General features: G+C 67.2%; 22 protein-coding genes. 10 read left to right on the plus strand and 12 right to left on the minus strand.

Translation table 11 applies throughout. The features are described 5' to 3' along the window. The first annotated feature begins 86 nt into the window (after positions 1-86). On the plus strand, positions 87-1,247 hold the full coding sequence (locus tag ACQEVG_RS36060; protein ID WP_432991829.1) for a PP2C family protein-serine/threonine phosphatase: 1,161 nt from the start codon (positions 87-89) through the stop codon (positions 1,245-1,247). Between the two features lie 33 nt (positions 1,248-1,280). Here the strand turns inward: ACQEVG_RS36060 and ACQEVG_RS36065 are convergent, their stop codons facing one another. The 3 genes from ACQEVG_RS36065 to ACQEVG_RS36075 all read right to left on the minus strand — a co-directional run bounded on the left by ACQEVG_RS36065 (position 1,281) and on the right by ACQEVG_RS36075 (position 5,305). Beyond that, positions 1,281-1,787: a hypothetical protein gene (locus ACQEVG_RS36065; protein ID WP_432991831.1), complete on the minus strand. Its 507-nt coding sequence runs from the start codon at positions 1,785-1,787 to the stop codon at positions 1,281-1,283. Positions 1,788-1,966: 179 nt separating this feature from the next. Next, entirely contained in the window at positions 1,967-3,940 is a 1,974-nt protein-coding gene (locus ACQEVG_RS36070; protein WP_432993153.1) for a collagenase, read from the minus strand. Between the two features lie 597 nt (positions 3,941-4,537). Further along, positions 4,538-5,305 (minus strand): TioE family transcriptional regulator, encoded by a 768-nt coding sequence (locus ACQEVG_RS36075; RefSeq protein ID WP_432991833.1) that lies wholly within the window; start codon positions 5,303-5,305, stop codon positions 4,538-4,540. 58 nt (positions 5,306-5,363) lie between these two features. Between ACQEVG_RS36075 and ACQEVG_RS36080 the strand changes: the two genes are divergently transcribed. From ACQEVG_RS36080 to ACQEVG_RS36105, 6 genes are all read left to right on the plus strand, one after another. Next, entirely contained in the window at positions 5,364-6,566 is a 1,203-nt protein-coding gene (locus ACQEVG_RS36080) for an erythromycin esterase family protein (protein ID WP_432991835.1), read from the plus strand. Positions 6,567-7,422: 856 nt separating this feature from the next. Then, the gene (locus ACQEVG_RS36085; RefSeq protein ID WP_432991837.1) at positions 7,423-8,487 is read left to right on the plus strand and encodes a phytanoyl-CoA dioxygenase family protein; all 1,065 of its coding nucleotides are present in this window, start codon (positions 7,423-7,425) and stop codon (positions 8,485-8,487) included. Beyond that, positions 8,469-9,794 carry a DUF6271 family protein gene (locus ACQEVG_RS36090; protein ID WP_432991839.1) on the plus strand — a complete coding sequence of 442 codons (1,326 nt, stop codon included), beginning with the start codon at positions 8,469-8,471 and terminating at the stop codon, positions 9,792-9,794. The genes ACQEVG_RS36085 and ACQEVG_RS36090 overlap by 19 nt, the downstream gene beginning before the upstream one ends. Further along, positions 9,791-11,044, plus strand: a complete 1,254-nt coding sequence (locus tag ACQEVG_RS36095) for an alanine racemase (RefSeq protein ID WP_432991841.1) — start codon at positions 9,791-9,793, stop codon at positions 11,042-11,044. Before ACQEVG_RS36090 ends, ACQEVG_RS36095 begins: the two co-directional genes overlap by 4 nt. Continuing rightward, positions 11,034-11,603, plus strand: coding sequence for a GNAT family N-acetyltransferase (locus ACQEVG_RS36100; RefSeq protein ID WP_432991843.1), 570 nt, complete (start codon positions 11,034-11,036; stop codon positions 11,601-11,603). Before ACQEVG_RS36095 ends, ACQEVG_RS36100 begins: the two co-directional genes overlap by 11 nt. A gap of 5 nt (positions 11,604-11,608) precedes the next feature. Further along, entirely contained in the window at positions 11,609-12,766 is a 1,158-nt protein-coding gene (locus tag ACQEVG_RS36105; RefSeq protein WP_432993156.1) for an MFS transporter, read from the plus strand. Positions 12,767-12,889: 123 nt separating this feature from the next. Here the strand turns inward: ACQEVG_RS36105 and ACQEVG_RS36110 are convergent, their stop codons facing one another. The 6 genes from ACQEVG_RS36110 to ACQEVG_RS36135 all read right to left on the minus strand — a co-directional run bounded on the left by ACQEVG_RS36110 (position 12,890) and on the right by ACQEVG_RS36135 (position 19,499). Then, positions 12,890-13,969 carry an ABC transporter ATP-binding protein gene (locus ACQEVG_RS36110; RefSeq protein ID WP_432991845.1) on the minus strand — a complete coding sequence of 360 codons (1,080 nt, stop codon included), beginning with the start codon at positions 13,967-13,969 and terminating at the stop codon, positions 12,890-12,892. A gap of 1 nt (position 13,970) precedes the next feature. Then, positions 13,971-15,059 carry an ABC transporter ATP-binding protein gene (locus ACQEVG_RS36115; protein ID WP_432991847.1) on the minus strand — a complete coding sequence of 363 codons (1,089 nt, stop codon included), beginning with the start codon at positions 15,057-15,059 and terminating at the stop codon, positions 13,971-13,973. Further along, entirely contained in the window at positions 15,056-15,865 is an 810-nt protein-coding gene (locus ACQEVG_RS36120) for a carbohydrate ABC transporter permease (RefSeq protein WP_432991849.1), read from the minus strand. The genes ACQEVG_RS36115 and ACQEVG_RS36120 overlap by 4 nt, the downstream gene beginning before the upstream one ends. A gap of 32 nt (positions 15,866-15,897) precedes the next feature. Continuing rightward, positions 15,898-16,776: a carbohydrate ABC transporter permease gene (locus tag ACQEVG_RS36125; protein WP_432991851.1), complete on the minus strand. Its 879-nt coding sequence runs from the start codon at positions 16,774-16,776 to the stop codon at positions 15,898-15,900. An 81-nt stretch (positions 16,777-16,857) separates the two neighbouring features. Further along, positions 16,858-18,456, minus strand: a complete 1,599-nt coding sequence (locus ACQEVG_RS36130; protein WP_432991853.1) for an extracellular solute-binding protein — start codon at positions 18,454-18,456, stop codon at positions 16,858-16,860. 17 nt (positions 18,457-18,473) lie between these two features. Then, entirely contained in the window at positions 18,474-19,499 is a 1,026-nt protein-coding gene (locus ACQEVG_RS36135) for an NAD(P)-dependent alcohol dehydrogenase (protein WP_432991855.1), read from the minus strand. Between the two features lie 177 nt (positions 19,500-19,676). Between ACQEVG_RS36135 and ACQEVG_RS36140 the strand changes: the two genes are divergently transcribed. Further along, complete coding sequence (locus ACQEVG_RS36140) at positions 19,677-21,461, plus strand: sigma-54-dependent Fis family transcriptional regulator (protein ID WP_432991857.1); 1,785 nt, start codon at positions 19,677-19,679, stop codon at positions 21,459-21,461. On the opposite strand, the gene ACQEVG_RS36145 is transcribed toward ACQEVG_RS36140, so the two are convergent. Then, entirely contained in the window at positions 21,454-22,323 is an 870-nt protein-coding gene (locus ACQEVG_RS36145) for an alpha/beta fold hydrolase (RefSeq protein ID WP_432991859.1), read from the minus strand. The two genes, ACQEVG_RS36140 and ACQEVG_RS36145, sit on opposite strands and share 8 nt — an antisense overlap. 324 nt (positions 22,324-22,647) lie before the next feature. On the opposite strand from ACQEVG_RS36145, the gene ACQEVG_RS36150 reads away from it, so the two are divergent. Continuing rightward, positions 22,648-22,980 (plus strand): putative quinol monooxygenase, encoded by a 333-nt coding sequence (locus ACQEVG_RS36150; RefSeq protein WP_432991861.1) that lies wholly within the window; start codon positions 22,648-22,650, stop codon positions 22,978-22,980. Between the two features lie 93 nt (positions 22,981-23,073). Here ACQEVG_RS36150 and ACQEVG_RS36155 read toward each other — a convergent pair whose 3' ends face one another. Further along, positions 23,074-24,888 (minus strand): sensor histidine kinase, encoded by a 1,815-nt coding sequence (locus ACQEVG_RS36155; RefSeq protein ID WP_432991863.1) that lies wholly within the window; start codon positions 24,886-24,888, stop codon positions 23,074-23,076. Beyond that, entirely contained in the window at positions 24,878-25,573 is a 696-nt protein-coding gene (locus ACQEVG_RS36160; RefSeq protein WP_432991865.1) for a response regulator transcription factor, read from the minus strand. The genes ACQEVG_RS36155 and ACQEVG_RS36160 overlap by 11 nt, the downstream gene beginning before the upstream one ends. Before the next feature lie 370 nt (positions 25,574-25,943). Here ACQEVG_RS36160 and ACQEVG_RS36165 point away from each other — a divergent pair, with 370 nt between their 5' ends. Next, on the plus strand, positions 25,944-26,675 hold the full coding sequence (locus tag ACQEVG_RS36165; RefSeq protein WP_432991867.1) for a L,D-transpeptidase family protein: 732 nt from the start codon (positions 25,944-25,946) through the stop codon (positions 26,673-26,675). Positions 26,676-26,721 lie beyond the last annotated feature (46 nt).

Raw genomic sequence — 26,721 nt, forward strand, 5'->3', positions numbered from 1 at the left:
TCGCGAGGGCCGGCGAGAGGCGAATCGGCGGGTGTTCCGGGTGCCGCCGAGTAGAGCATGGCGCTTCAACGAGGCAGGCTGTATGCATGCGGTCGCTCTTCCGCTCCGCTCCTCGACCCGGGGCGGGCGGTCACAGTCGGGTCCTCTTCACCCTCGCGGAGTGTGTGCCATTCGCCATCGCATTGCTGGTGGTGGGTATCGAGCTCTCGCCTGCGCACTTCCTGTACACCGGCCCCCTCCTCACCGCGACGCCGGCATTGGCCGCGGTTGCGATGGGCCCCAAAGGCACCCTCGCGGCAGCGGCCTTCGCTCTGGCAATAAGCGTTGCCACGGCTACCTACAACCAAGCGTGGGGAACCCAGCAGGTCTACACCAACTTCCTGGCTCTGCTGCTGGTCTCCGCGGCCAGTGTCACGACCAGTAGGGCCGTGCACACCCGCAGGCAGGGCGAGCTCAACCAGGTACGCCGGATCGCCGTGGCGGCACAGAGGGTGCTGCTGCGGCCCGTGCCCGCCCGACTCGGCCCCGTGCGGGCGGCCAGCAGGTATATCGCGGCAGAGACGGGGGCGCAGATCGGCGGCGATCTGTACGAGGCCGTTCAGACCCGGTACGGGGTCCGGATGATCGTCGGAGACGTCCGCGGCAAGGGGCTTCCTGCTGTGCGTTCGGCCGCAGCCGTGGTCGGCGCTTTCCGGGAGGCCGTGCACTATGAAGAAGACCTGGTGGAGGTCATCAACCACTGCGCGGCTGCGCTGCGACGTGAGCGCGCGATGCCGCGTGGGATCGATCAGGACGACGAGGTGGAACAGGCGGAATCGTTCGTCACCGCGCTCGTGGCTCAGGTGTCGGACGGACGCGTGGTGGAGTTGGTCAACCGTGGCCATCTGCCTCCGCTGGTGCTCAATGAGGGCAAGGCCCAGGCCCTGATGCCGACCTCACCACTGCCGCCCCTTGGCTTGGAAGACTTCATCACCGGTCCTCCCGCCAAGGCGGAGAGCTATCCGTTCGTACCCGGCGATCGCCTGCTGCTGTACACCGACGGCGTCATAGAAGCCCGCAATCGCGACAACGAATTCTTCGCCTTGCCCGAGGCCATGGAAGCGATGCACGACTGCACTCCGCCCGAGTTCGTGGAACAGTTGCACCTGGACTTGATCCGCCACACCGAGGGCAGCCTGGTGGACGATGTGGCGATGATCGTCGTTGACCGGCTCGACGACGAATTGGGCAACAGACTCGACTGGTAGGTCATTTGTTGCATCAACCACATGCCGTCCGGTTCACAGCTGATTGATCCATCCCACGAACAGCACCGCTCCTGCTACGGCCAACAGGATGGCGAGCGGCCTGCTCCACCGGTGGGACCTCGCTCCGGTGGACGATTCCTGGTTGTAAGAGCCGAGTGCGACCAGGCCACGCAGTAGCCATACGGCAGCCACGAGAATCGGCACGGCCAGCGCCGCGTGAGCCGCCCAGGCACCCGCCAGGGTCGGGCCGCCCCAGGAGTTCTGGTAGTCGTGCGCATCCAAGAGCGGGTAGAGAGCGCCATTTACGGCCGCTTGTGTGCTGATCAGGATGATGAACCAGGCGACGAGCCCCAGCCCCATCCCCAGGAGCGCCACCGGCACCGCGGCGAAGTGCCCTCTCAATACTGTGCGCATGAGCCGGGCAGCCGACACCGGCAGCAATGTGATTCCCCGCCAGACGCACGACTGGGCGGGCTTGCCCATGGTCTTCGAAACGAACGAACGGGCGGAACGGCGATATGAGTGCTGCGTGATCTCCATGCATCCACGATCACAGTCGTTGTACGCCGGATCGATCGTGCCTGTACGAACGTCCGCGGTGGGGTTTTCCCCCGCCGTCCTCGGCGACAACCTCGTTGAGAAGCGGTGTCCCGCGCACGAACGATGCGCGGGACACCAGGCTCTCCTGGCTCAGTTCTTGCCGGTGACCGAGGCCCCGGTCACCGGCCGCTCCGGGCCGGCAGTTGGCCGCAGTCGCCGCCGGCGCACTTGCTCAGCCAGTCGGCGAAGTCGGCGTCGTACTTGGTGCCGATGGTGTCGCGGAGCAGGCCGTGGGCCGCGTCGTACTCGCCCGCGCGGTAGTGGCCGAGCAGGGTGGCCACGTCCTCGGGGTGCGACTGGAGCATGTAACGGACGCCCAGATAGCCCCACTGGTAGATACGGGTGGTGTCGGCCTTGTCGTAGGTGGTCCCGAAGAGCTGGCTGAGCTTGTAGGTGCTCTTGCCCGCCTCCTCGATCGCCCTGTCGTAGGTGATGCCGCGGTACGAGTAGGAGACGTACTCGGCGAAACCCTCGATCCACATCACGGTCGGGGTGGTCTGCCCGGCTGCGAAGTCGCCGTACAGGTCGTAGCGGCCGTCGAGATAGTGGGTGTACTCGTGGTTGAGGTTCCAGATCTGGAAGGCGCCGTCCTGGGCCGGCTGCTCGTAGGCGATGAAGCGCGGCTGGTTGTCCTCAGCGGCCGGGTCACCCTCCAGGTATATGCCGCCGTTGTTGGTGTCGACGCCGAAGACGACACCGGCGTAGGTCTTGTAGTCGGTACTGGAGTTGAAGGCGACGATCTCGATGCTGGTGTTGTTGTCGTCCTTGACCGGACCGTTGTCCCTGACGATGTTGTGGAAGACCGGGTCCTGCTTGAGGATGCTGTCGCACGTGGCCGACAGTTCGGACGCGGTCAGCGCCTGTGCGAGGATCTTCACGCTCGGACCGCATGCGTGCTTGACCGTCAGCACGGCGTCGCGCACGCGGTTCTGCAGGTCACAGGTGTCGTACTCGGCGCAGTTCTCCTTGTCGTGCTCGTCCGTCATCTCGGCAAGGCCGACCCAGAGTGGGGCGGTGCGTCCAGTGATCTCGCTGCGGCCGAGCAGCTCCTTGACCAACGGCTTGACGGTGTCCTTGAGGTCGGCGTGCCGCAGGAAGCGGCCGAGTTCGCGTCCGGCGTTGCTGGCCAGGTAGGACTTGTCGGTGCCGAGCAGATCGTCGTGGGCGACGGCGAAGTCACGCAGTCCGGTGAGGACGCTCGGGTCAGCCTTCACGGCTTCCACGAACTCCGGCAGCTGGTGGCCGCGGAAGAGCACGGTGTAGGTGTTGTTGACCGCCGCGAGCATCCCGTAGAACTGGTCGTACGACGGGTTGTAGTCCTTCTGTAGACGCTTGACCAGGTCGAGGTAGCGGGCGTTCTCTCCGGAGCTGTCGATCAGGGTGACCGTCTCGGCCAGGGTCTCTCCGTTGGCCTCGGTGACGTCGAAGGCGTGGGACGAGCCGAAGAAGGCCGCCAGGGCCCCCTGTATGGCGCTCTTCAGCGTCGGGCCGTATTCGCCGACGTTCTCCGGCTGGTTGTACTGGATGTAGTAGCCGGCGCGCAGGTACAGCACCACCTGGGTTGCGAAAGTGCTGTTGTCCCCCGGGTAGTTGGTCGCGACATCCTTGAGTGCGTTCGCCACCGTGACCATCTGTTCCTCGCGGAAGAGGGCCTTGGAGTCCTCACCGGTCACGCTGAACAGCGTGTTGATGCAGGTGGTTTCCGACTGCTTGACCTGCTCGACCAGGGCAGCGCCGGTCTTCGAGGTGAAGTCGCTGACGTTGCAGTCGGCCGCGGCCTTCGCCGCAGAGCGGGCCTGCTTGCGCTCCCCGGCGTTCTGGGCCGCGGGGAGCGGAGGGCGTTGCGCGGGGTTCGAGGTCTTCGTGGCGGATCGCGCGGGGGCGACGGCGTGTCCGGGTGCGAGATCGGCGGCAAGCACGGTGGCGGAGGCGGGCTGTGGGGCGGGGGCCGACCTCGGTGCGGGCTTGGGTGCCCCGGCGCCGGCCGGGGACGCCGCGCCATGGGGGGCGAGCATGGTGAGCCCCAGGCCGGCGGCGGCCACGGTAGGTATCAGCAGTTGAGCGAGTTTCCTGAGCGTGGGGGGTCTGCGCATGGCGATGGCCTCCAGGCCGGTCGGCAGCCGTGCGTGGGGCACGGCGGTGGGGGGGGTGCGGACCGTGATGGCAACGGAATTGAGCACTTCCGGAGCTGTCATGCCCGCCGAAAGTGTGACCGTACAATTTCACAGTTCACATGACAGTGAAAGAGGGTTGCAACGACAGAAGGAACTGATGAGCCGTCAGGGATGCACCCCTCAGGGGACCTTGAGATTCCCGGACGGAACTACATGATCGCTGGGCATGCTCATGCCGGTTTCGACGGACGACCGTCCTCCCTGAGGTGAGCCGGTGCCCCTCCATCCCCACTCCGGTGCGCGGATTCCGCCCCGGACCGTGCGGGTGGCGCGGGCGGGCAATTCCGGTGACACGACGGCGGCATGGGTACGAGACCGGCTGGATGGGAGGTGGAGTGACGAGGACTTCGTCGGCTGGTCGCAGGCGAAGGTGCGGACGGCGGCGGCTGCTTCAGCCTCGTACTCGCCGCCGGCGCTGCGGGCGGCTCTGCCCAGGACCAGGCCGACATCGGCGGACGGGTCAGCCGAGACGGAACCGTTGGTGACCCTTGTTCTCTTCGGCTGGCGACCGAAGTCTCATCCGCGCTTGCGGAGGTACGCCTCCAACTCGGCGGCCCCGGTCAGCATCGCCCGCCCGCGGGCGGACAGCCGACCGCGCCAGTCGCACAGTGCGGCCTCCAGTGGCTCCAGCCCGCCGGCCGCCCGCACCTGGGCGATCAGCGGGGCGATCTGCTCCAGCAGGTAGCCGCCCCGCCTGAGTTGGTGGGCCAGCCGGGCGTCCCGTACGTCGGCCTCGTCGTAGACGCGGTACCCGGTCAGCGGCGCGCGGCGCGGGCGCACCAGCCCGGCGCGCTCCCATTTGCGCAGCGTCGCGGGCCGGATTCCGAGCTTCTCTGCCAGCGGCCCGATGAACGTGCCGCCGGGCCCGGACACCGCGGCTGGCTCGGACCCCACACCGGGCTCGGACCCCACACCGGGCTCGGGCGCCGTGGTGGGCTCCAGGTCGCGGAGGGCGCTCTCCACGGCCTGGAGGGTCCGCCGGTCGTCGAGGAGCTGGGCGTGGCTCTCGTCGATGAGGCGGAACGCCTCCTCGGCCGCGCCCTCGTTCACCGCCCGCATGATCGACGTCGCCGTCTGGTGGCCGTGGCCGGGCACCAGGGCGAGGAACGCGCGCAGGGCTGCCGCGTGCAGCGAGGTATAGGTGCGGTAGCCGTGGGGTGTGCGACCGGCGGCCGGAAGGATGCCGGCCTCCTCGTAGTTCCTGATCGCCTGCGTGGACAGACCGTGCCCGCGCGCCAGGTCAATCGGCCTGAGTCGCGCACCGTTTTGAAGGTTTCGCCCCATGAGACTGACGATATCGCGGAAAAGTTTCAACCGAAGGTTCAACGATACCGTTGAAGGCATGGCTACTGACATCGAGGACACCGTCCATGCCGTCGAGGCTGCCGCCGTCATGAGGCTGCTCCCGGCCCGGCCTCGGCTGCTCGCTCTGGGCGAGCCCACGCACGGCGAGGACACTCTGCTCGACCTGCGCAACGAGCTCTTCCGGCAGCTCGTCGAGCAGGAGGGCTACCGGACCATCGCGATCGAGAGCGACTGCATGATGGGCCTCATCGTGGACGACTACGTCACCTCGGGCACGGGCACTCTCGAGGAGGTCATGGAGCGCGGAATCAGCCACGGGTGGGGCACCTCCGCGGCCAACCGCGAGCTCGTGCGCTGGATGCGCGCCCACAACGACGGCCGGCCCGCGTCCGAGCGGCTCCGCTTCGCCGGTTTCGACGGCCCGCTGGAGATCACCGGCGCCGCGAGCCCCCGACATGCCCTCACCGCTCTCCACGGCTACCTCTCGGCCCGGGTGGACGCGGACCTGCTCCCCTGCACCGGGGAAACGCTCGACCGCCTGCTCGGCGCCGACGACCGGTGGACCAATCCCGCCGCGATGATGGACCCGGCCCGGTCCGTGGGGCAGTCGGCCGAGGCCAGCCGGCTGCGGCTGCTCGCCGACGATCTGGTGGCGCTGCTCGACACGCAGACGCCGCACCTGATCGCGTCGACCTCGCGGGACGACTGGGACCGGGCGCGCCTGTACGGGCGCACCGCGACCGGCCTGCTGCGCTACCACTACTGGATGGCCGACACCTCACCGGCCCGCATGACCCGGCTGGTGGGCGCGCGGGACCAGATGATGGCCCACAACCTCCTCGCCGTCGCCGCTCGGGGCCCGGCACTCATCCACGCCCACAACTCCCATCTCCAGCGGGAGAAGAGCACGATGCAGATGTGGGAGGGGCGGGTGGAGTGGTGGAGCGCCGGTGCGCTGGTGAGCGCCCAACTCGGCGAGGGGTACGCCTTCGTGGCCACGGCCCTCGGCACGATCCGGCACCAGGGAGTGGACACGCCGCCGCCGGACACCGTCGAAGGACTCCTGTACGCGCTCCCGGCGGACCGCTGCGTCATCGACGCCCCGCGGCTGGCCACCGCCCTCGGCGACACGCGGCCCGCGGCCCGCGTATCCCCCTGGTTCGGCTACTCCCCGCTTGACCCGGCCCACCTGGCGGACAGCGACGGCATCGTGTTCGTCAAGGACGTCCCGCGGAGCTAAGCGATGTCACGCAGTATCCAGCCCGGTGCCACGGTGCCCACGAGCCCTGGCTGCAGGACAGAGAGCGCGAGTCGTCGCAACTCCTTGCTGTGCTTGCTGGAGGACATCGGCTGCGCCTTCCGGGTAGTGCCGCCACACCGATGACATCGATGAGCTCTGGTGCAGACCAATGGATAATTGCTTAGGTCAATTGCCAGTGTCAAGGCGCCTGTTGACCGGAAGGGCGGCATGGTGCCCCACGGTCCGACCGTCGCGTCGGCAGTGTTTTCGGAGCTCACCGGCGCCCTCATTCGCGGGTCGCTCACCTGCGGTTCAAGGCGGATTGACGGATCACGCCGGGGGGTCCGGTCAACTGGCCTGCTCAATTCCCTTGTTGACAAGTGCATTTGGTCTAGTCCAACTTGGTGGGGTGCAAGTGCAGCAAGGGGCGGGTGTGACACTTCGCCCGGCGGACGTGATGCGCGCCTGCCAACACTGCAAGGGAGACCATCGGCGTCCGCGATCGGCGACGGACACCGCTTTCACATGGGGGCATCGAGCCGGTAAGTCACGTAAGTCACTGCTGTATCCGCGGGCAACCACTACTTCTCGAGGGCCGGTCGGCCCGACCATCCGCCCTTCCAGGATCCGCCGCCCGCCACGGGCGCGGACCTGGCAGCGACGGACGCCGAACGCCGCCCGCCCGACACCGGAGCTGAAGCCTTCCGGTGATCGCGTTCCGGTCCGCGTCGCCATTGGGCGCCCTGGGAGCGCGGAGAGGCTCCCGGCGGAGACCGGCCGCACTTCGCACAGTTGACGCCTCGGGTCCGGAAGCGAGCCGGGAGCGACGGAGAAGAACTGAGCACTGGAGCACTGCATGGCAACACCTGACCGTTATCTCCACCGATCCCCTTCGGACGTCCCGTACTTCAGCTCGGACGGCGAGACGTACCTGGCGCAGACTCAGCTGCGAGACCTTCGCAAGACACGGCAACTCAGGGTGCTGTCCGAGGAGGACTTCACCTTCTGGCAGACCTACGGCTACGTCGTGGTGAAGCAGGCGATCCCCGCCTCGGCGGCACGACGACTGCTCGACTTCGCCTGGGATTTCCAGGGGCTTGATCCCGACCGTGCGGACACGTGGTACGAGGAGCGTGAGTTCCGCTCGGACCTGGATCGGGAACTGCACATCTACGGGTTCGTCGAGGCATACCACCACCAGCTCATATGGGACAGCCGCCAGACGCAGCGGGTCTACGACGCGTTCGTCGACGTGTGGGACTGCGAGGAGCTCTGGGTGAGCCTGGACCGGCTCAATCTGAACCCTCCCAATGTCAGGAACCGAGACCGAGCACTGATCGCACCCACGGAAAGAGGGTTCGACATCGAGCTCCACTGGGATGTCGACACCTCGCTCGGTGTGCTGCCGCAGCGGGTCCAGGGGATCATCGCGCTGAGCGACACCAGGGCGGACCACGGCGGCTTCCAGTGCTGCCCCGAGCTGTTCCGGCAGTTCGACCGGTGGAAGGCCCTCCAGCCGACCGACCGCGACCCGATCCGGCCGAGGATCGACCGGGCCGAGCTGCCTGTGGTCCGACCGGAACTGGAGGCCGGCGACCTGCTGATCTGGAACGGTCTCCTGGCGCACGGAGTAGCGCCCAACACCTCGGAGAACGGCGTGCGGGCGGTCCAGTACCTCTCGATGATGCCGGCGCTGGAGTCCCACCGGGAGCTGACGCATTCACGGATCCAATCGTGGCGCCACCTCAGGACGCCGGACTGGAACGGAACGCTTCTCGGCGACGCAACCAAGAACGAAGCCCTCCGATACGGAGCTGCCACGCTGAACGAACTGGGTGCCAAGCTGCTGGGGCTGCAGCCCTGGAACACGCGGGATCTCGACCAGCGGGCCGGAGAAGTGGCATGCGCAGCATCTGTCTGACACTTCCCACCAACAGGCCGTGCCCGTCGACGATCGCGGCCATCGCCGAGGAGGCGGCCTACGCCGCCGAGCACTTCGACGTCGAGGTGCACCTCCTGATCCTGGACAGCTCCGACGCATTCAAGGAGCACGCCGAAGCCGTACGCGGAACGCGCGGGGTTCGCCAAGTCGTCGTACACCACCTCGACGAGGCGGAGCAGCGGGACTTCCTGCAGCGGGCGATCCGCCGGACCGAGACCACGAAGCCCGACCTGATGCTGGATCTGATGCTTCCGGCCGACCTCTCCTACGGTGCCTGCACCAACCGCGCGTTCCTGATCAGCATCGCGCTCGGGTGCGAGTCCGTTCACCGGAGAGACTCCGACAGCCGCTACCAGGTCGTGAACGGGGAGCCCGTCTTCCCCATCCACCACGAGCTCACGTCGCTCGGTAAATGCGCGGCCGACGCCGCGGACGGCGTCTCCGAGACGGCGCTGGCTGCGGAGCACACGGACAAGCGGGTAGCGATGGTGGGCAGCTCCTTCGTGGGTGAACTGTCCGTGGACATCGACGAGATTCGTCGGCTCGACAACGATGTCTACTACGACGTGGTCAGTCTGTGGGCGCCTGTCCACTGGCCCTGGGAGCAGAAGAGGCAGCTCGTCGACGAGTCCTTCCAAGGGGCAGGCTCCGACGCGTTCGCCCAGGACCACTCGACGCTGACCCTGGTCGACCCCATGCGGGTCGACATGTGCAACATCAGCTTCCACGGGGTGCACGAACGTGTGCCGCTGCCGCCCGCGACCGACACGATCGGCAGTGACTACTTTCTGATCCATCTGGTCCACGACGCCGCGCTGCCGGGTGTTCTGCACAATCGCAACATCGTGAACTTCTACACCGGCGAGCGCAGGACCGATCCGGGTTTCATGGCCTACCAGATGCGCTTCGCCAAGTTCTTATTGTCGATGCTCTACTTCAACTTCATCTACGACAGGATGGCCCGGGCCGGCACATCGCTGCTCGACGGCCGGGGGCAGGTGCGGGCATCCGCCGTCGCCGGGTTCGCCAGGGAGAGCACCCGGCTGGACCGGGCGGAGAACGTCCAGCGGCTGGACCGCCTCGACACCGCCTACCGGAAGCTGGGCGGCAGGTACGCCACATTCGCCGATCTCCTGGCTTCGCGCCGCGAACGCCTCCTCGACGAAGCCCAGAGCGACATCGCCGATTTCGCCCTACTGGTCGAGGCGTGGGAACCGCTGGTGCGTGCGAGCAGGGTCACCGGTCTTCAGCAGCCACCGGGTCGACCGGGTGGAGAGCGACCATGACGCACGAGGACACGTCCTTGTTCGCCGCGCTGGCAGCCGCGGCCGAGGATCAGATCATCTTCGACCTCGCCGGCATCGAGGAGCGCCACGAGACCCTGCGCCGGGAACTGCCCGGAGTCTCCATTCGCTTCGCCATGAAGGCCTGCCCGGTGGACGAGGTGCTTGCCCGGCTGGCAGAGAAGGGCGCCGGAGTCGATGCGGCAAGCCCGCAGGAGATGGAGCAAGCGCTCCGGGCCGGTGTGCCGATCGGCAGGATGCACTACGGCAACACGGTCAAGTCCGACCGGAACATCATGGATGCGTATCGCCTCGGTATCAGGGACTTCGCGACCGACAGCCTGGAGGACGTGGCGGCGATCGCAGACCATGCTGCCGGTGCCCGGGTGTTCTGCAGGCTCGCGACCAGCGGGGACGGGGCGCTCTGGAGACTCAGCAGGAAGTACGGGTGCTCGCCCGCCGACGCGGTACTGGTGCTCGAGGCGGCGCGGACCAGGGGCCTTCGCCCCTCGGGGCTGTCCGTACACGTTGGTTCCCAGCAGATGACGCCCGAAGCCTGGCAAAGGGCTTTCGAAAGCCTGGCTGACACTCTGACCGCCCTTCAGCGTCGCGGTATATCCCTGGACCACGTCAACCTCGGCGGCGGCCTGCCGGCGCTCGGGTACCTCGACAAACGCGGCAGGCCACTCAACCCCCCGGTGGACAAGATATTCGCCGTGATCCGCGAGGGGATGGAGTCTCTCAGGAGGATCCCCGGGCACCATCTCGACTTCGTCGTGGAGCCCGGGCGCTATCTCGTGGCGGACCACGGGGCGATCCGGGCGCATGTGTCCCGGCTGTCCTCACGGCGGAACGCGAACGGCGAGTGCCGGCACTGGTTGTACCTGAGCTGCGGGAAGTTCAACGGCCTGTACGAGATGGACGAGCTGCAGTACCGGCTGGCGTTCCCCTCGCACTGCGGTGTCGAGCAGATCCCGGTCGTCGTGGCGGGTCCCACCTGCGACAACGACGACGCCTACTCCCTCGAACACGGCCTGGTCCGGGTGCCCAGGACGCTGGCGTCGGGCGATCCGGTCTGGGTGCTCTCCTGCGGCGCGTATGCGACCAGCTACATGACGCAGGGTTTCAACGGCTTCAGCCCACTGCCGTACACCTGTATTGACGGCGGGGACGAGGGGCGGAGCAGCCGACGGCACCAGGAGCCTGCGCCCGGCGCGGCATGTCCGGGAAGGCGTACGGCAGATGAGCGATGAGGCCCGAATACGTCGCATCGCTGACGGTGACTGGGACGGCATCGTGGCAATGGAGTCCCGTGCCTACGCCGACCTCGGGCTGTCGGAGGGGCGGGATGCGCTGGAGTCCCGGGCGCGCGTGTCGCCGACCACGTGCTGCGCGCTGGACCTGGGCCCCCGGCTGGCGGGATATCTGCTGGCACTGCCCTATCCGATGTTCCGGTACCCGGACCTGGACCGGACAGAGGAGTTCGCGTTTCCGTCCCGCAATCTGCATCTGCACGACCTCGTCATTACGGAGGGCTTCCGTCGCAGGGGACTGGCGCAGCGTCTCCTGCACCACCTCACCGCGACGGCCTGCTCGCGCGGGTACGAGCAGATCTCCCTGGTCGCCGTCGCCGACAGCGAGACGTTCTGGTCCGCGCGCGGGTTCACCGGCCATGAGGGAGTCGTCCCCCCGGGCAGTTACGGCCCGCGCGCTGTGTACATGACCAGGGCTGTGCCCGCCGATCGCACCGGGAAGCCCGAGTTGACCGGCGCGTTGCGGCGCGGCTCGTCATCGCAAGAAGAATTGGGTTGAAGCACATGCTCCGTATTCAAGATCCCTTCATTCGCAGCCAGTTGGCGATTGCCGCGCTGTTCTGCTCTCTCGGTTTCCAGTACGCCACCTGGGCGTCGCGCATCCCTGCCATCAAGACGCACCTCGGCCTGACGACAGCGGAGGTAGGCCTGTTGCTGATGGCCGCCGGTGTCGGTGCGGCAGCGTCGTTTCCCGTGGTGGCGATGTTGATGAGGCGGCTGGGCTCACGGCGCCTGGCGCTGCTGTCGGCCCTGGGCCTGACTCTTCTGCTGGTAGCCCTGGCCGCGGCGCCGAACTATCCTGTCGCTCTGGTGATCTTGTGCTGCGACGGAGTCCTCGTAGGGTGTCTGAACGTCGCCATGAACGCACAGGGAGCCGCGCTCGAAGTCAGACATCAGCGAAACGCCATGGCCAGACTGCATGCGATGTTCAGCGGCGGTTCGTTGCTCGCCGCCGTCCTTGCATCCGGCGTGAACGCGGTGACCTCGACGATTGCGGTGCACTTCGGCGTAGCCGCCGTCATTCTGCTGTTGCTGTCCGGGTACGCGCGGACGGGACTTCTGGCAGATGACCAGCCGGTTGCGGCGAAGGAGAAGAATGGCCGCGGCAGATGGACCCGACCGTCCCGCGTGACGTTGTGGATGTGCTGCGCCATGGCGTTCGGCACCGTGACCGAGGGCGCCATAAACGACTGGTCGGCCCTCTATTTGAAGGACGTCGTCAGGGCCTCGGTGGAACTGGTGCCCCTGGGCATCGCCGTAGTCTCGGGCATGATGGTGTTGGCCCGCCTCTTTGCCGACGGCTGGCGCAGCCGCTGGGGTGACAGCCGCGTCGTCGTCCTCGGGAGCGCACTGGCGGGGGTGGGGCTGACCCTCGCCCTGCTCAGCGGCGGCGTGGTGCCGGCCCTGATCGGGTTCGCATGCGTCGGACTGGGTATCGCAGCCGTGACCCCTTGCGTCTACGTGGCCGCGGCGAGCCAGGGCCCGGACGCGTTGACCCTGGTCGCCGCCATGGGAACGACGGGACTGCTTGCCGGGCCGCCTGTCATCGGCCTCATAGCGAATGCCAGCAGCCTGGTGTGGGGCCTGGGTGCCGTCGCCGCCTCGGCGCTCGTCGTGTCCCTCTGCAGCACACAGATTTGGTGGACGCCTGCGAGAGTCTGATCCGCGCCGCAGTCGGCAGCGTGGCCGCGGTCACGTTCCCGGGTTCACTGTGCGTGGGAGCCGGCGGGTTCGGGACTGTTGCTTCCCCGACTGCAACTGACCTGCCGTCGGCAACCACTCGCTCTACGACTGGAGAACCAGGCAACCGTCCGAATAGGGGAGAGCCTTGGCGCGCGGCAGATGCACCAGGAATTCCTCGATCGCAGGAACCCCGTCCTCCCGCGGCACCTTCGCCCTGATGAGTTGGCCGGCCACGTCGATCTCGAGCACGCGCTGAGGGCCGTGATCCTGGACACCGCGAAGCCTGGCGGCAAAGGTGTTCGGCCCGGGTTCCGTGACGACCTTGACGTACTCGGGCCGGATTCCCACCTGGACCTCGCTGGTGCTCTCCGGGATGTCCCACGCCACGGCGAGGGTCCGGCCTCCGAGGGTGAACTCCTGGTGTGCCCGGTCCAGGGTGAGGAAGTTCATGGCCGGTGATCCGATGAAGTAGCCGACGTACGTTGATGAGGGTGCCTCGAAGAGCTGCTGCGGCGTGCCCTGCTGCATGGCCTGGCCGTCCCTCATGACCAGCACTTCCTGTGCAATGCTCATGGCTTCGTACTGGTCGTGGGTCACATAGATCACTGTGGGCTGGAACTGCTCAGTGATCTCACGGATCTTGCGCCTCAACGAGTGCTTCAGCTGCGGATCGATGACGGTCAAGGGCTCGTCCATCAGTACGGCCGCCACGTCGTCACGGACAAGGCCGCGGCCGAGCGAGATCAGCTGCTTGTCGTCGGCGGTGAGGCGCCGGGCGGGCTGCCCCAGCCGGTCGTCCAGGTCCAGCGCCTCGGCCACCTGACGGACCTTGGCGTCGATCCTCGCCTTGTCCCACCGGCGGCATTGCAGCGGGAAGGCGAGGTTCTCGTACACCGTCATCGAGTGGTAGATGACGGGGAACTGGAACACCTGGGCTATGTTGCGTGCCTTCGTCGGCAGGGCCGTGACGTCCACGCCGTCGAACAGGACCTGGCCCTGTGACGGTCTGATCAGCCCGGACAGGATGTTCAGCAGTGTCGTCTTGCCGCAACCCGAGGGCCCGACCAATGCGTAGGTCTTGCCGGCCTCGAAGGTCAGCCTCAGTGGCTTGAGAGCCCACCGCTTCTCTTCGGCGCCGGGCGTGTAGCTGTGCCCGACGTCGATGATGTCCAACTGCGCCATCTCAACGCCCTCCCACTGAAACAAGATCGTACGAAGGTGTCCGCACGAGCGAGCCCTTCTCGTCGAAGGCGTACAACCGCTCGGGGCGTAGCCGGAGTTTCACAAGATCACCGAGAGCGACGTCATGGATGCCCTCGATCTGTATGACGAACGGAGTCTTGCCGACAGCCGCGTGAACGAAGGTCTCGGAGCCGGAGATCTCCACGAAGGTGACCTCGCCCTCGACACCGGCGGAGGCCAGGCTGACATCCGTTGCCCGCAGGCCGAACTGGTAGGCGCCGTCGGGCAGGTCGGCGAGATGCGCGGACACGTGCGTGGCCTGGAAGCCCGCCACGGTGACCTGACCGCCCTCGATCCGGCCGGGGAAGATGTTCATGGGCGGGTCGTTGATGATGGATGCCACGGTGGTCGTCGCCGGGCGCTCGAACACCTCCTGCGGGGGGCCGACCTGGAGGATCTGTCCCTCGTGCATGACCAGCACCACGTCGCCGAGCATCATCGCCTCGGCGGGCTCGGTCGTCGTATAGACCACTATCGTGTCGCCCTGATCCGAGAACAGGGTCTTGAACTCGTCGCGCAGCTGTTCGCGCAGTTTGTAGTCGAGGTTGGCCAGTGGCTCGTCGAGCAGGAGAATTCCCGTGCCGCGTGCGAGGGCGCGCGCCACGGCGACGCGCTGCTGCTGTCCGCCGGAAAGCTGGGACGGCTTGCGCCGCTCGAAGCCGGTCAGGCCGACCAGCGCCAGGCTCTTGCTGACCCGTTGTTGGATCTCCTCCCGTGACAGCCTCTGCCGCCGGAGCGGGAAGGCCACGTTGCCGAACACGCTGAGATGTGGGTAGTTGATGAACTGCTGGTAGACCATGGCGGTGTCGCGCCGCCAGACCGGCGTTCTCAGGATGTCGGCTCCGTCCCTGGTCAGGGAGCCGGAGTCCACCTCCTGCAGGCCGGCCAGGGCCCGCAGCAGCGTCGTCTTTCCTGCCATGGTCCGGCCGATGACAGTGTGGAGCCGTCCCGGTTCAAAAACTGCGGTCACGCTCTTGAGATGGTCAACGCCATCGACGGTCAGGCTCAGATCAGTGGCACTCAGGGTCATCGGACTGCTCCCGACAGGTTGCCTTTTGACAGATAGCGCTCCACCCAGATGGCGAGCAGGACCAGCGGCGCCACACCGAACAGGGCAGCCGCGGACAGGGTCCACCAGGGCGGGATGGAGGAGTTGAGGGCGACGACCGCCTGGGGCAGGGTCTGGACCTCGGTGAAGGTCAGCCTGAAGGCGAAGAAGAAGTCGTTCCAGCCGAACACCGCGCAGAACATAGCGGCCACGGTCAGCCCGGGCAGGGAGTTCGGCAGGATCGCCCGCACGAAGGTCTGCAACGGCCCGCACCCGTCGAGCATGGCCATTTCGTCGATCTCACGCGGGATGCCGTTGAAGAAGTCCACCATCACCCAGACCGCGATGGGCAGCAGCAGGGCGACCGTCACGATGACCAGTCCCGGGATGGTGTCCAGGAGGCCCGCCCACTGCAGCAGGTAGAAGAAGGGGATCACCAGGACGACGGGCGGCATGATCCGTTGTGACACGAAGAAGAAGACGATGTCGCTGTTCTTGATGAAGCCGATCTTGAACCGGTAGCGGGACAACGCGTAGGCGGCCAGGGATCCGAGGACGAGGCTGATGGCCGAGGCGGCGATGGTGACGATGGCGCTGTTGAGGAAGGGCTGGATCACATCGACACCCCCGGCTCCACCGAAGATGTTGCGCCAGCCGGTGGCGGTGGGCTGGTACTGGACCCATGGAAGGTATGTGGCGCCGCCCTGCACTGCGTTGGCGTCCTTGAAACTGGTCGTCATGGCCCAGAAGAACGGTCCCGCGACGAAGCAGGCCCACAGTGCGATCACGGTGTATTTGAATATGGGATAAAGGCGCGGCCTCATGAGTGCCCCTTCAGCTTGAAGGCCCTGGTGAGCAAGGCGGCGACAACGGTGAGCGTGACGATCATCAGGACCAGATAGGTCAGGGACATCGCCCCGCTGTAGCCGGTCTGCTGATCCCGGAGCCCCTGGATATAGAGGTAGTAGCCCGGAGTCTCCGTGGAGGAGCCCGGTCCGCCGGAGGTCAGCACGTAGACGCTGTCGGAGAGCTTCGATGCCTCGATCAGCCGGATGATGACCGCCGCTACCGACACCGGCGCCATGAGCGGGAAGGTCACCTTCCAGAACGTGCGCCACACGTCGGCGCCGTCGATCGCGGCGGCCATGAACGGTTCCTTGGGCAGGCTCAGCAGGCCGGCCAGCAGCAGTAGGAACATGAACGGCGTCCACTGCCAGACCTCTACGGTCATCAGCGCGACCAGCGCCGGCCCGGACTCGGTGAGCCAGGCAACCTTGGTCAGGCCCAGCATCCCGAGCAGATCGTTCAGCGGCCCCAGCGACTCGTGGAAGATCATCTGCCAGATGGCGGCCATCACCACGGGAGTGGTCATCATGGGGACGAGGAACAGCACCCGCCAGAACCTGCGGCCGCGTACATCGCGCCAGACGAGCAGGGCCATGCCGAATCCGATGACGTACTGGATCAGGACGGTGCCGCCCGCCAGCAGGATCAGGCGCATGATCGAGGACCAGAAGCGGCTGTCGTGCAGCATCGTGGCGTAGTTGGCCCCTGCGATGAAGTCCATCTGAGGGCTGCTGACGTTCCAGCCGGAGAAGCTGACGCGGATGGTGAACAGAAGAGGGAAGATGATGATCAGTAGGAGTGTGAGCAGTCCTGGGAGCAGGAACATGCTCTTGTGCCGGCGCAGGCCGTACATGGTGCTCCTTGTGGAAAGGGGCGGTCGCCCCCGGGTGACCGGCCGGAGCCGGCCGGTCACCCGGGGCGTCCTGTGGTCGGGTCAGCGGTAGTCCTCGAGTGCGACCACGTTGCGATAGGCGTCGTGGACCGTGTCCTTGCCGATCTGCTCGGTGATCTTGGCCCATTCCTTCGCCACTTCGTCCAGCGCCCGCTGCGGAGCCTGCTGTCCCGCCAGCGCCGCGGCAATGCCGTTGGCCAGCGCGGACATGTACTGGTTGACACCGGGGACACGCAGGTCGAAGACGCGGTTGGTGCTCTTCTCCATGCCGGAGAGCGTCTGCACGTAGGACTTCGCGACGTTCTTGTCCCAGCCCTGCTTCTCCCAGAACGCCGCGTCGAAGTGGGCGTTGCGGTAGGGATTCACGCCGAAGCGGCCGATGGTCAGATCGAGCGCGGCATTGGCCTCGTTGCTGAAGAAGCACAGATAGTCGAAGGCCATCTTCTGGTGGCCCGAGGCCTTGGACACCGCCGAGGTCCACCCCCAGGTGAAGTAGGGAGCCTGGTTCGGCTTCTTGTCCCACGCCTGTGTGGTGCGGTTGTAGACCTCGGTGGAACCGGGCAGCGCCGCCGCTTCGATCTTGTTGCGTATCCTGCTGTCCGGCTGCTGGGCCTGGATGAACGCGTCGTCCCACGAGTAGGACATCAGCGTCTGGCCGCCTCCGAAGGAGAAGATCTCGTCACCCAGACCGAAGTTGGCGCCGCCGGGTGCCCAGGTCGACTTGGCCTTGACCATGTCGTCGAGGGCTCGCACGAAGCCGGGGGTGTTGATCAGCGGCTTCATGGTCTCCAGGTCGAAGAAGAGGCCGCCCTTGACGTCGGGGTGCTTCACATACGGTGCCGCACGGCTGATGAACGCGGAGAACGTCAGGTCGTCCCGCTTGGTCACCTCGGCGCTGCCGAAGTTGGGCTTGCCGTCGCCGTCCACGTCCTTGCCGCTGAAGAACGCGGCGACCTCCTGGTATTCGGCCCACGTCCTGGGCGTGCGCAGGTCCTTGCCCGTGGCCGCCTTGTACGCCGCCTGGCGCTTCGGGTCCTTCAGTACGTCCGTGCGGACCTTGAGGTAATGCCGGTCACCGTCCACGGGGTACTGCACGACCTGCCCGTTCCAGGTGGCCACGTCCATATAGGCCTTCGTGACGTCCTTCATGCCGGGGGTGTCCAGGTACTCCTGCGGCACCGGGGCCAGATACGGGGCCATGTCGCCTATCCACAGGGAGGGGTAGAACATGACGTCGTACGCCGGCTGATTCGCTTGCAGGGGCGTGAGGATCTTCTGGTGCAGCTCCCCGAACGGGACGTTGACCACCTCCACCTTCGCCCCGGTGATCTCCTCGAACTGTCTGGCGTGCAGCTTGGTCGGCTCGCCGATGACGGGGACGGCATGGCTGATGATCTTCAGCGTCTGTCCGGAGTAGTCCTTACGGCTGATCGACTCGTAGCTGCAGGGCCCCGGTACGTCCTTGACCTTCGCGTCCGGGTAGTCCTTGCCGTACTTTCTGTAGCTGATCTCCGAACCCGGCTTGAACAGCGCCGGCTTGTCGGCCTTGCTCTCCGCCTGGTCCTGGCTGGTACATCCGGTGGCGCTGAGGGCCACGACTGCCGCGACGGCGATCATGCCCTTGTACGAACTTTTGCGCATGGGTCTGCTCCTTCGACTCAGGGGATCAAGATCGCTCGGCCGCGGACGGCACCGGCGGACAAGTCGTTGAGGGCGTCACGGAAGGACACGAGGGGGTACCGCTGGGTGTGCAGGCCGACCTTGCCCTGGGCCGCCAGGACCATCAGCTCGGAGAGGTCGTTGTAGGACCCCACGAGGTTGCCGATGAAGTTGATCTCGGTGGAGATGACGTCGATCGTCGGAACGTCGAGCCGGCCGCCGTAGCCGATGACGTAGTAGTTGCCGTTGCGGCGCAGGCAGGCCACGCCCGTCTCGACGGCACCCCCCTCGCCGACGAAGTCCAGAACGGCCTCCGCCCCATGACCGCCGGTGAGTTCCAGGACGCGCTCGGCCTCGGTGCCGTCGGCGACAAGGGTGTGTTCGGCACCCAGTTCCTTGGCCAGGGCGAGCGCATCCGGGCTCCGGTCGATCACGATGATCTCGACCGGCGACAGGGCCCGGAGCACTTGGATGCCGATGTGCCCGAGGCCTCCGGCGCCGATCACCACGGCCCGGTCGCCCGGTCGCAGGGCCCGGGCCGCCTTGGCGACAGCGTGGTATGCCGTGAGCCCGGCATCGGCCAGGGCCGCAACCGAGGCCGGCTCGAGGGACGGGTCGAGTGCCACCACTGAGCGGGCGGTGGTCTTCAGGTACTCCGCATAGCCCCCGTCGGTGTCGATGCCCGGGAAGGCCGAGTTCATACAGTGCACATCGTCGCCGGCCCGGCAGGCACGGCACAGACCGCAGGTCACGAGCGGGTGCAGGATGACCGGGTCGCCGACCTTGACGTTGGTGACGGCCTGTCCCACCTCCTGCACCCAGCCGGCATTCTCATGACCGATGGTGTAGGGCAGGACAACCCCGCTCTTGTCGCTCCACTGTCCTTCGAGAATGTGCAGATCGGTGCGGCAGACCCCCGCGCCCCCGACCTTCACGATCACATCCAGCGGACCGGTGATCTGCGGGTCCGGCACATCCACGAGCTCTGGCGGCTCGTCGTACTCGATGACCTGCACGGCTTTCATGGCACTCCCTGCGAATCGGCGGGTGGGGTGCGCCGATTACACAGCCCGCCGCGCGCAGGCGGATGTCTCACAAACGGTCCGCGAATGTATCAATGTGATACAGGCCATAGGCGCGGCGTCATCGAGCTGTTCCAATCACTTCACCGAGGGATGACGCGTGCGATACGGGAGTGTTAAATGCCCCGACCTCAACCTGGCAGCGCGCTGACAGCAGCCAGAGAGCTTTACCAGGAAGCCACCAAGGATCCGAGCGCACGCCCGCTCGTGGTCGCGTCGTGGCAACGCTCGATCGAGTACGAAGTGAAGTCGAGCTGCATCGACGCCCCCTACTTCGAGAACCCCAATCTGGAGAGCCCGCTCGCCAGAGCAGCGCTGCCGATCCTGAACAGGCTGCACGAGCAGCTTGCCGACGACCCGGTGTCCACGATGGTCACAGACCGGAACGGCGTGGTGCTGTCCCGCATGGTCTCCCACGAAGCTCTGACGACGCGGCTCAACCGGGTGCAACTGGCTCCGGGCCATGTGTTCGCCGAGCGCTACGTGGGCACCAACGGCATCGGGACCGCATTGGCCAGCGGACGCCCGGTCATGATCGCGGGAAGCGAGCACTACGTCGAGGCGCTGCGGGACTTCCACTGCGCGGCCGTGCCGATTCTGCATCCCATCCGGCGGACGACGCTGGGAGCCTTCAACCTGACCACCGTCCGTCAGGGCTCTGCCGGCATGCTCATGGCCTTGGCCCGCTCTGTCGCAGCCCAGATCGAGAGTGAGATCGCCGCGATCAGCTCGCGACGGGAGCGGGCCCTGTTCCAGGACTACATGGACGCGTGCTCCTCGGTGCGCCCGGGACCCGTCCTGGCTCTCAACCGTGATGTCGTCATGATGAACGAGCAGCTGAGATCGGCCGTGACAGGGCCGGATCAGCATGCTCTGCTCGACCACGCACGTGAAGTGGCCGACGATCCCCGGTTCCAAGGGACCCGGAACATCGCCCTCCCCTCCGGACGAGTCGCCGAACTCCGGGTCAGCCGTAGCCGGCGGGAGGACAGCGACGCGGGCACGATCTTCCGAGTGCGAGTCATCGGACGTCCCCAGTCCGGACCGGTCGTTTCCGCCGGAGCTACGCGATCGGGCCTGGGCCTGGTGGGCTCATCGCCGCAATGGCTGAGCGCGGTCGCCGAAACCGAGGCGGCATTCGTCGCCGGGTCCTGGCTTCATCTCGTGGGTGAAGCCGGGGTGGGTAAGAGGACGCTGATCGAAGCCATCCACCGAGCCCGCGGTGCCGGGCGCCGGCTCGAGAAGATGGAAGCGCCGCTGTCGGAGTCGCCGCAGGCCGCCGAGCAGTGGCTCCGCAACGTCCGCGAGCTGCTGGCCGAGCCGTCGAACGTGGTCGTCCTGCGCGATGTCCACCTTCTGGGCGACCTCCTGCGCCGGCAGCTGCGAAGCCTCCTGACGCAGCTCGGCGGGACCGCCACGGGGCAACTGGTCATGACCAGCCAGCCGTCCATGGTCACGACCGAGGACGAGCTCGACCGTCTGTGCGGCGCCTCGGTTGAGGTGCCGCCCCTCCGCCATCGCTATGGGGACATCGAGCACCTGGTCCGGTTCTTCCTGCTCAAGTATCGGCCGAGCGGAGAGAGCAGCTGCGCCCCGGATGCGCTTGCGATGCTGCAGCGCTGTTCCTGGCCGGAGAACGTCCGGCAACTCGAGTCGGTGATCCGTGGACTGGCACGGCGGCCGTCCGTCCGGACCATGCGAGTGGAGGATCTCCCGCCGGAATGCCGGGTGTCCTCGCACAAGGTCCTCACCACCATCGAAGCGCTGGAACGGGATGCCATTCTCCGCGGGCTGATGGACCGCAACTCCAACGTCCAGCGCACCGCACAGGATCTTGGTATTTCCCGCGCCACCATGTACCGCAAGATGCGGCGTTACGGGATCGTCCCGTCGAGCCTCACCTAGGGGGCCTGTCTTCCGGATCTTCGACGTCCTCGTGCAGAAACCGTGTCACGTGGCGGAGGAAGAGCGGCGGCTGCTCGTTGAAGGGCTCATGACCCGTCGGCAGAGATACGTACCTGGCATGCGGCAGGGAGCGACGGGCGCGGCGGCCGTCGAGGAGCGCCGGAAGGACCGGGTCTCGTCTGCCCCAGATCAGGAGAGTGGGCACGGTCAACTCGCTTCCGTCTCCGGTCAGGTCGAACCCGGAGTCGGCGAAGCTCCGCCAGATCGCGCAGTGCACCGCGAGTCGTATCGGGTCGTGCCGCACCTGGCGAGCCCTGGCGTAGGTGGCACGGGCGCTGGAGGTGCGCAGCGGTCCCAGATAGGCGCGGGCGAGGGGCGCGACGATATGGCGGGCGAGCGCCTCTCTGCCCATCAGCCGGCGGCAGAAGGCCCGGGTGAGCGGGTTCTGCCGGGTGAAACCGGCGGGGTCGACGAGGACGAGCCCGGCGACCGCGTCCGGACGGCGCTGTGCCAGCCGTACGGCCACATAGCCGCCCACGCTGTTGCCGACGAGCACCAGTCGTCGCACTCCGCGCTCGTCCAGTGCCTGGACCAGCAGCTCCGCCACCGTGACCAGGCCGTCTGCCGTCGTCCGGTCGGGGTCGACGGCCGGGGACTGCCCGAAGCCGGGCCAGTCCATGGTCACGACCGTCCGGTCCTGTGCGAGTGCGGGTACGACGGCGTCGAAGTCGCGGCCGTCGCCGGGGTTGGCGTGCAGAAACAGCACGGCGGGTGCGGCGGGCCGTTCCGTGCCCTCCGTCATACGCACCCATACCTCGCCCATCGGCGTGGGAACCCTGAACGTCGCCCGGACCGATTCCATCGCGTACCTCCCTCGGGGATGCCCCATCATGCATACCGATCCGGCCGGTCGGCCAGGCCGCACCTCCTTGCCGGCGGGGCGCCGGACGCCGCTCGCTGTCCGACAAGACCCGAAAGGACAAGCCCTGGCCCGCTCGTCGGCCTGCTGCAACCGGCGGCGACGCCACTCCGGCGATCGGCCACCTCACCCGGGTCGGGTACGAATGATGGATGATCACATCACGTAACCTGTCATGCGTCGCATGGCACCCGGTGTCCACTCCCGTGGTTCAACCTCAAGCAGGCGGCGCGCGCATTTTGTGGACAGTCCAGCGAGAGGAATCCGATGATTTTCATCACGGCCAAGTTCAAGGTCCGCCCTGAGTACGCCGACCAGTGGCCTGAGATCGTTGCGGACTTCACCGCCGGCTCGCGCGGTGAGCCGGGCTGTCTGTGGTTCGACTGGTCGCGGAGCATTGAGGAGCCTACGGAGTACGTGCTGGTCGAGGCCTTCCGAGATGACGATGCCGGGGCCGCGCACGTGCACTCCGAGCACTTCAAGAGCGCGCAGCGGACGCTGCCACCGCACCTGGCTGAGACACCCCGGATCGTGAACGTGAAGGTCCCGCATGACGACTGGTCACTGCTGGGTGAGATGGCTGTCACCGGCACGGAATAGCCCCGGTCTGTCCGCGACGGGGGACGCGGGCGGACCGAGGCGGCGGTGGGGCGGGCGCCACCGGTGTACGCATATCGGCGTCGCGGAGGCACTTCATGGCGAGAGGCGCTCGGGCTCCGGTGCGCGGGGGAGCCGGATGGTGAACACCGCCCCGGCGCCGGGCTCGTTGTCGGCGGTGACGGTTCCACCGTGCGCCTCGACGAACTGGCGGACGATGGACAGGCCCAGTCCGCTGCCGCCGGTGCGTCTGCTGCGGGACTTCTCCGCCCGCCAGAAACGCTCGAAGACATGGGGCAGGTCCTCGGGGGCGATGCCGCCGCCCGTGTCCTCCACGGTGAGCACGGCCAGGTCACCGGTCTGCCGGGCGGTGAGCGTGACCGTTCCGTTCTCGGGGGTGTGCCGAAGCGCGTTGGCGAGGAGATTCCCCAGCGCCTGGCGCATCCTGACGGGGTCGGCGTCCAGCCAGAGACAGGGGTCGGTGCGGGTGCGCAGGCGGATGCCCGAGGCCTCGGCACGGGTGCTGTGGGCGGACACTGCCTGGGCCACGAGTTCGTGCACGCCCACCGGCTCTCGGCGCAGCTTCAGGGTTCCGGCGTCGACGGCCGCAAGGTCTTGCAGATCGTCGATGATGTGCTGCAGCAGCAGCGCTTCGTCGTGCAGGGAAGCGATGAGGTCCGGGTCCGGGTCCAACAATCCGTCTCGGGTGACTTCCAGCCAGCCGCGGATATTGGTCAGCGGGGTCCGCAGCTCGTGGGCGATATCGCTGACCATGGCCTTGCGCTGGGCTTCCATCTGCTCGCGGCGCGCGGTGAGTTCGTTGAAGGCGGCGGCGAGATAACCGGTCTCGTCCTTGGTGGTGACGGCGACGCGCGCATGCCGCTGCGGTGGTTGCTGGGCCGCGGCCGTCAGTGCCCGCAGGGGACGGACGAGGCGGATCGCGACGACTGCGGTCATGGCGACGGTGATGGCCAGGACGAGCCCTGTGACGCCGACGATCTTGGCTTTGTTGGCGGGGGAGAGGTTGAAACCCGCGGGCTGCTGGCCGAGGCTGCCCAGATAGAGTCTGGCCCTTGGGGCGACGAACGGGTCGAGTTGTGTGCGGCGCGCGCTGTCGACACAGCTCTGCGTCCGCTGGCTGCCACCACGCCGCCGGGCGCTGTCGCTCGCCGGGGTGCTGGAGCCGGGAACCAAGTCGATGCCTGCTCCGGCCAGCGGGATACCTCGTTCCTGCTCGAGACCGGGGCAGGAGGCGATCAGGGCGTTGAGCTCGTCCAGTGCCTTCTGTTCGGTGCGCGTGGGTGTGTTGAGTTCTCCATCGGCGCACTGCAACGGAACGGATGCCTCCCCGTCGTCGGACGTGACCATCGTGCGGCCGCTGGGGCTCTGGTGGCTGCTGCCGCTTCCGTACCGCCGCATGCACGCCAGGCGCTTCTCGGCGAGCATCCTCACCTGTGCCCGTTCGGCCGGTGGGAGAAGATAGGGTCCCACCGCCCGCGGGTCGATCCCGGCGAGCTGGGCCCCCGGTTCGGTGTACGTGTCGGTGTTCAGCGGTTCGACGGTTGCCGAGGCGCGCGCGGGCAGGGCGGTACCCGGGGCGGCGGAGTCGGCGATGGGGTAGCCCGTGTCGGTCGTCAGGGCGATGCGCCGGGCCATGGTGTCTGACAGCGTGCGCACCAAGGACTGCACGCCGTCCCAGTCGGCGTGGGTCGCGGCGAAGCCGCTGAGCTGCCGCAGGATGTCGGTGTCGTCGGAGAGCACCTGACCGCGCTCCTCCTGGATGGCACGCGTCGTGGTCTCCACGGCCAGCCAGGACGTGGCGCCCACGGAGACGACGGTGATCGCCACGGAGGTGAGCACAAGCCGTACCAGCAGGCTCTTGCGCCAGGGAATACGAGGACTAGGCGTCATGGCGGCCGTCGACGAGTTTGTAGCCGACGCCGAAGACCGTCAGCAGCCGCACGGGCCTGCGCGGGTCGGGTTCGATCTTCTTGCGCAGATTCATGATGTGTACGTCGATGGCGCGTTCGGTGGAGGCGCGGTCGTGGCCACGGGTGTACTGCAGCAGTTGACGGCGCGAGAACACCCGGTCGGGTTCCGCGGCCATGGCGTGGAGGATGGCGAATTCGCCGGGGGTGCACGTAACGGGGGTGTCGTCACAGGTCACCAGGTGCCGTACGGGATCGACGGTGATGCAGCCCGCGCGCGGCAGAGGGGAGTTCTCCATGGGCCGCATGGAACGGCGCAACACGGTGCGTATGCGGGCCATCAGCTCCCGTGGGCTGTACGGCTTGGTCATGTAGTCGTCCGCGCCGAGTTCGAGGCCGAGCAGCACGTCGTCCTCGGTGGAACGGGCGGTGAGCATGAGAACGGGTACGTCCCCGTCCTGGCGCAGCACGCGGCACACGCCGAAGCCGTCGACCCTGGGCAGCATCAAGTCCAGGACGACGAGGTCGGGTCTGCCGCTCTTGGCCTCGTCGATCGCGGCCCGGCCGTCGTGGACCACGACGGTGGTGTGACCCTCCTGAAGCAGCAGCCGGCCTATGAGCTTGGCCTGCATTTCATCGTCTTCCGCCACGAGAATATGTGCGCACACGCTACTGACTGTAAGCGCGCGGGATCGATGCCGGGCCGATGTGCGGGCCTTCCCACACCCTGACAGGTTCCTGATATGCGTGCGCCAGGCTGGCGCTGCCCTTGGCCGCGTTCGGCGCTGCCACAACGCAGGGCGGCTGCCGGGCGTGACGGCAACGGCGGGCCGAAGAGCCGGAGCTGACGAGTTCCTGACTTGTCTCATCCAGGCTGACGACATGGCTCCATCAACCAGTCGCCCGCCCCTACGGCGTCCCAGTGCGCCATTCGGGAACCACCAAGCGACCCCCTTCATACCCCCGGGCCTTAACCGTCTGGGAATACCGGCAGCTGTCCTGGCCGCCCTGTACGTAACCCTCACCGGGTGCGGGGACATGCACGCAGGGACAGCTGCCGACGCCCCGTCGGCGGCCGTTGGTGCGATCGACGCATCAGTGGCGCCGTCCGGCGCCCGAGGCACGACCCAGCCCAAGCCCCGGCCGACAACCACGGACACCGGCGCGTCCGCCGCATCGGTCCCCGCGCAGCTGCCGGGCCTGGGCCCCCAGACGCTGGCCCAAATCCCCAAGAACGCGCGGCAGGTTGTCCTGGTCACCGGCCGCGGCAAGAACTCCCCGAAGTCGCAGGTGGTGCTCTACCGGCGCACGAGCGCGGGCTGGGAAGCGGGAGCCACCTGGCCGGCCCACAACGCACTCAAGGGCTGGACGGACAACCACCACGCCGGCGATCTCCACTCGCCCATCGGCGTGTTCACCCTCACCGATGCCGGCGGGCTGCTCGCCGATCCCGGCACCAAGCTGCCGTACGACCAGTCGCAGGGCTTCACCATCGCCGGGACGGGCTTTGAGGGCGAGCCGCTCGCGGGCTCCTTCGACTACGTCGTCGCGATCAACTACAACCGCAGGGCCGGAGCCTCCCCCCGCGACTGGACCCGCCCGCTCGGCGCGGACAAGGGCGGCGGCATCTGGCTGCACGTCGACCACGGCGGGCCCACGCACGGCTGCGTCAGCCTGACGCAGAAGCACATGAAGGAGCTGCTGCTCACACTCGATCCCGACCAGCACCCGGTGATCGTCATGGGAGACGCCGAAGCCCTCAAACGCTGACACGACCGGTCGAAGACGAAACAGAGGGGCTTCCCGGAGACCGGGG

Source organism: Streptomyces sp. CA-135486, assembly GCF_050936555.1.
In the GTDB taxonomy this organism is placed as follows: Bacteria; Actinomycetota; Actinomycetes; order Streptomycetales; family Streptomycetaceae; genus Streptomyces.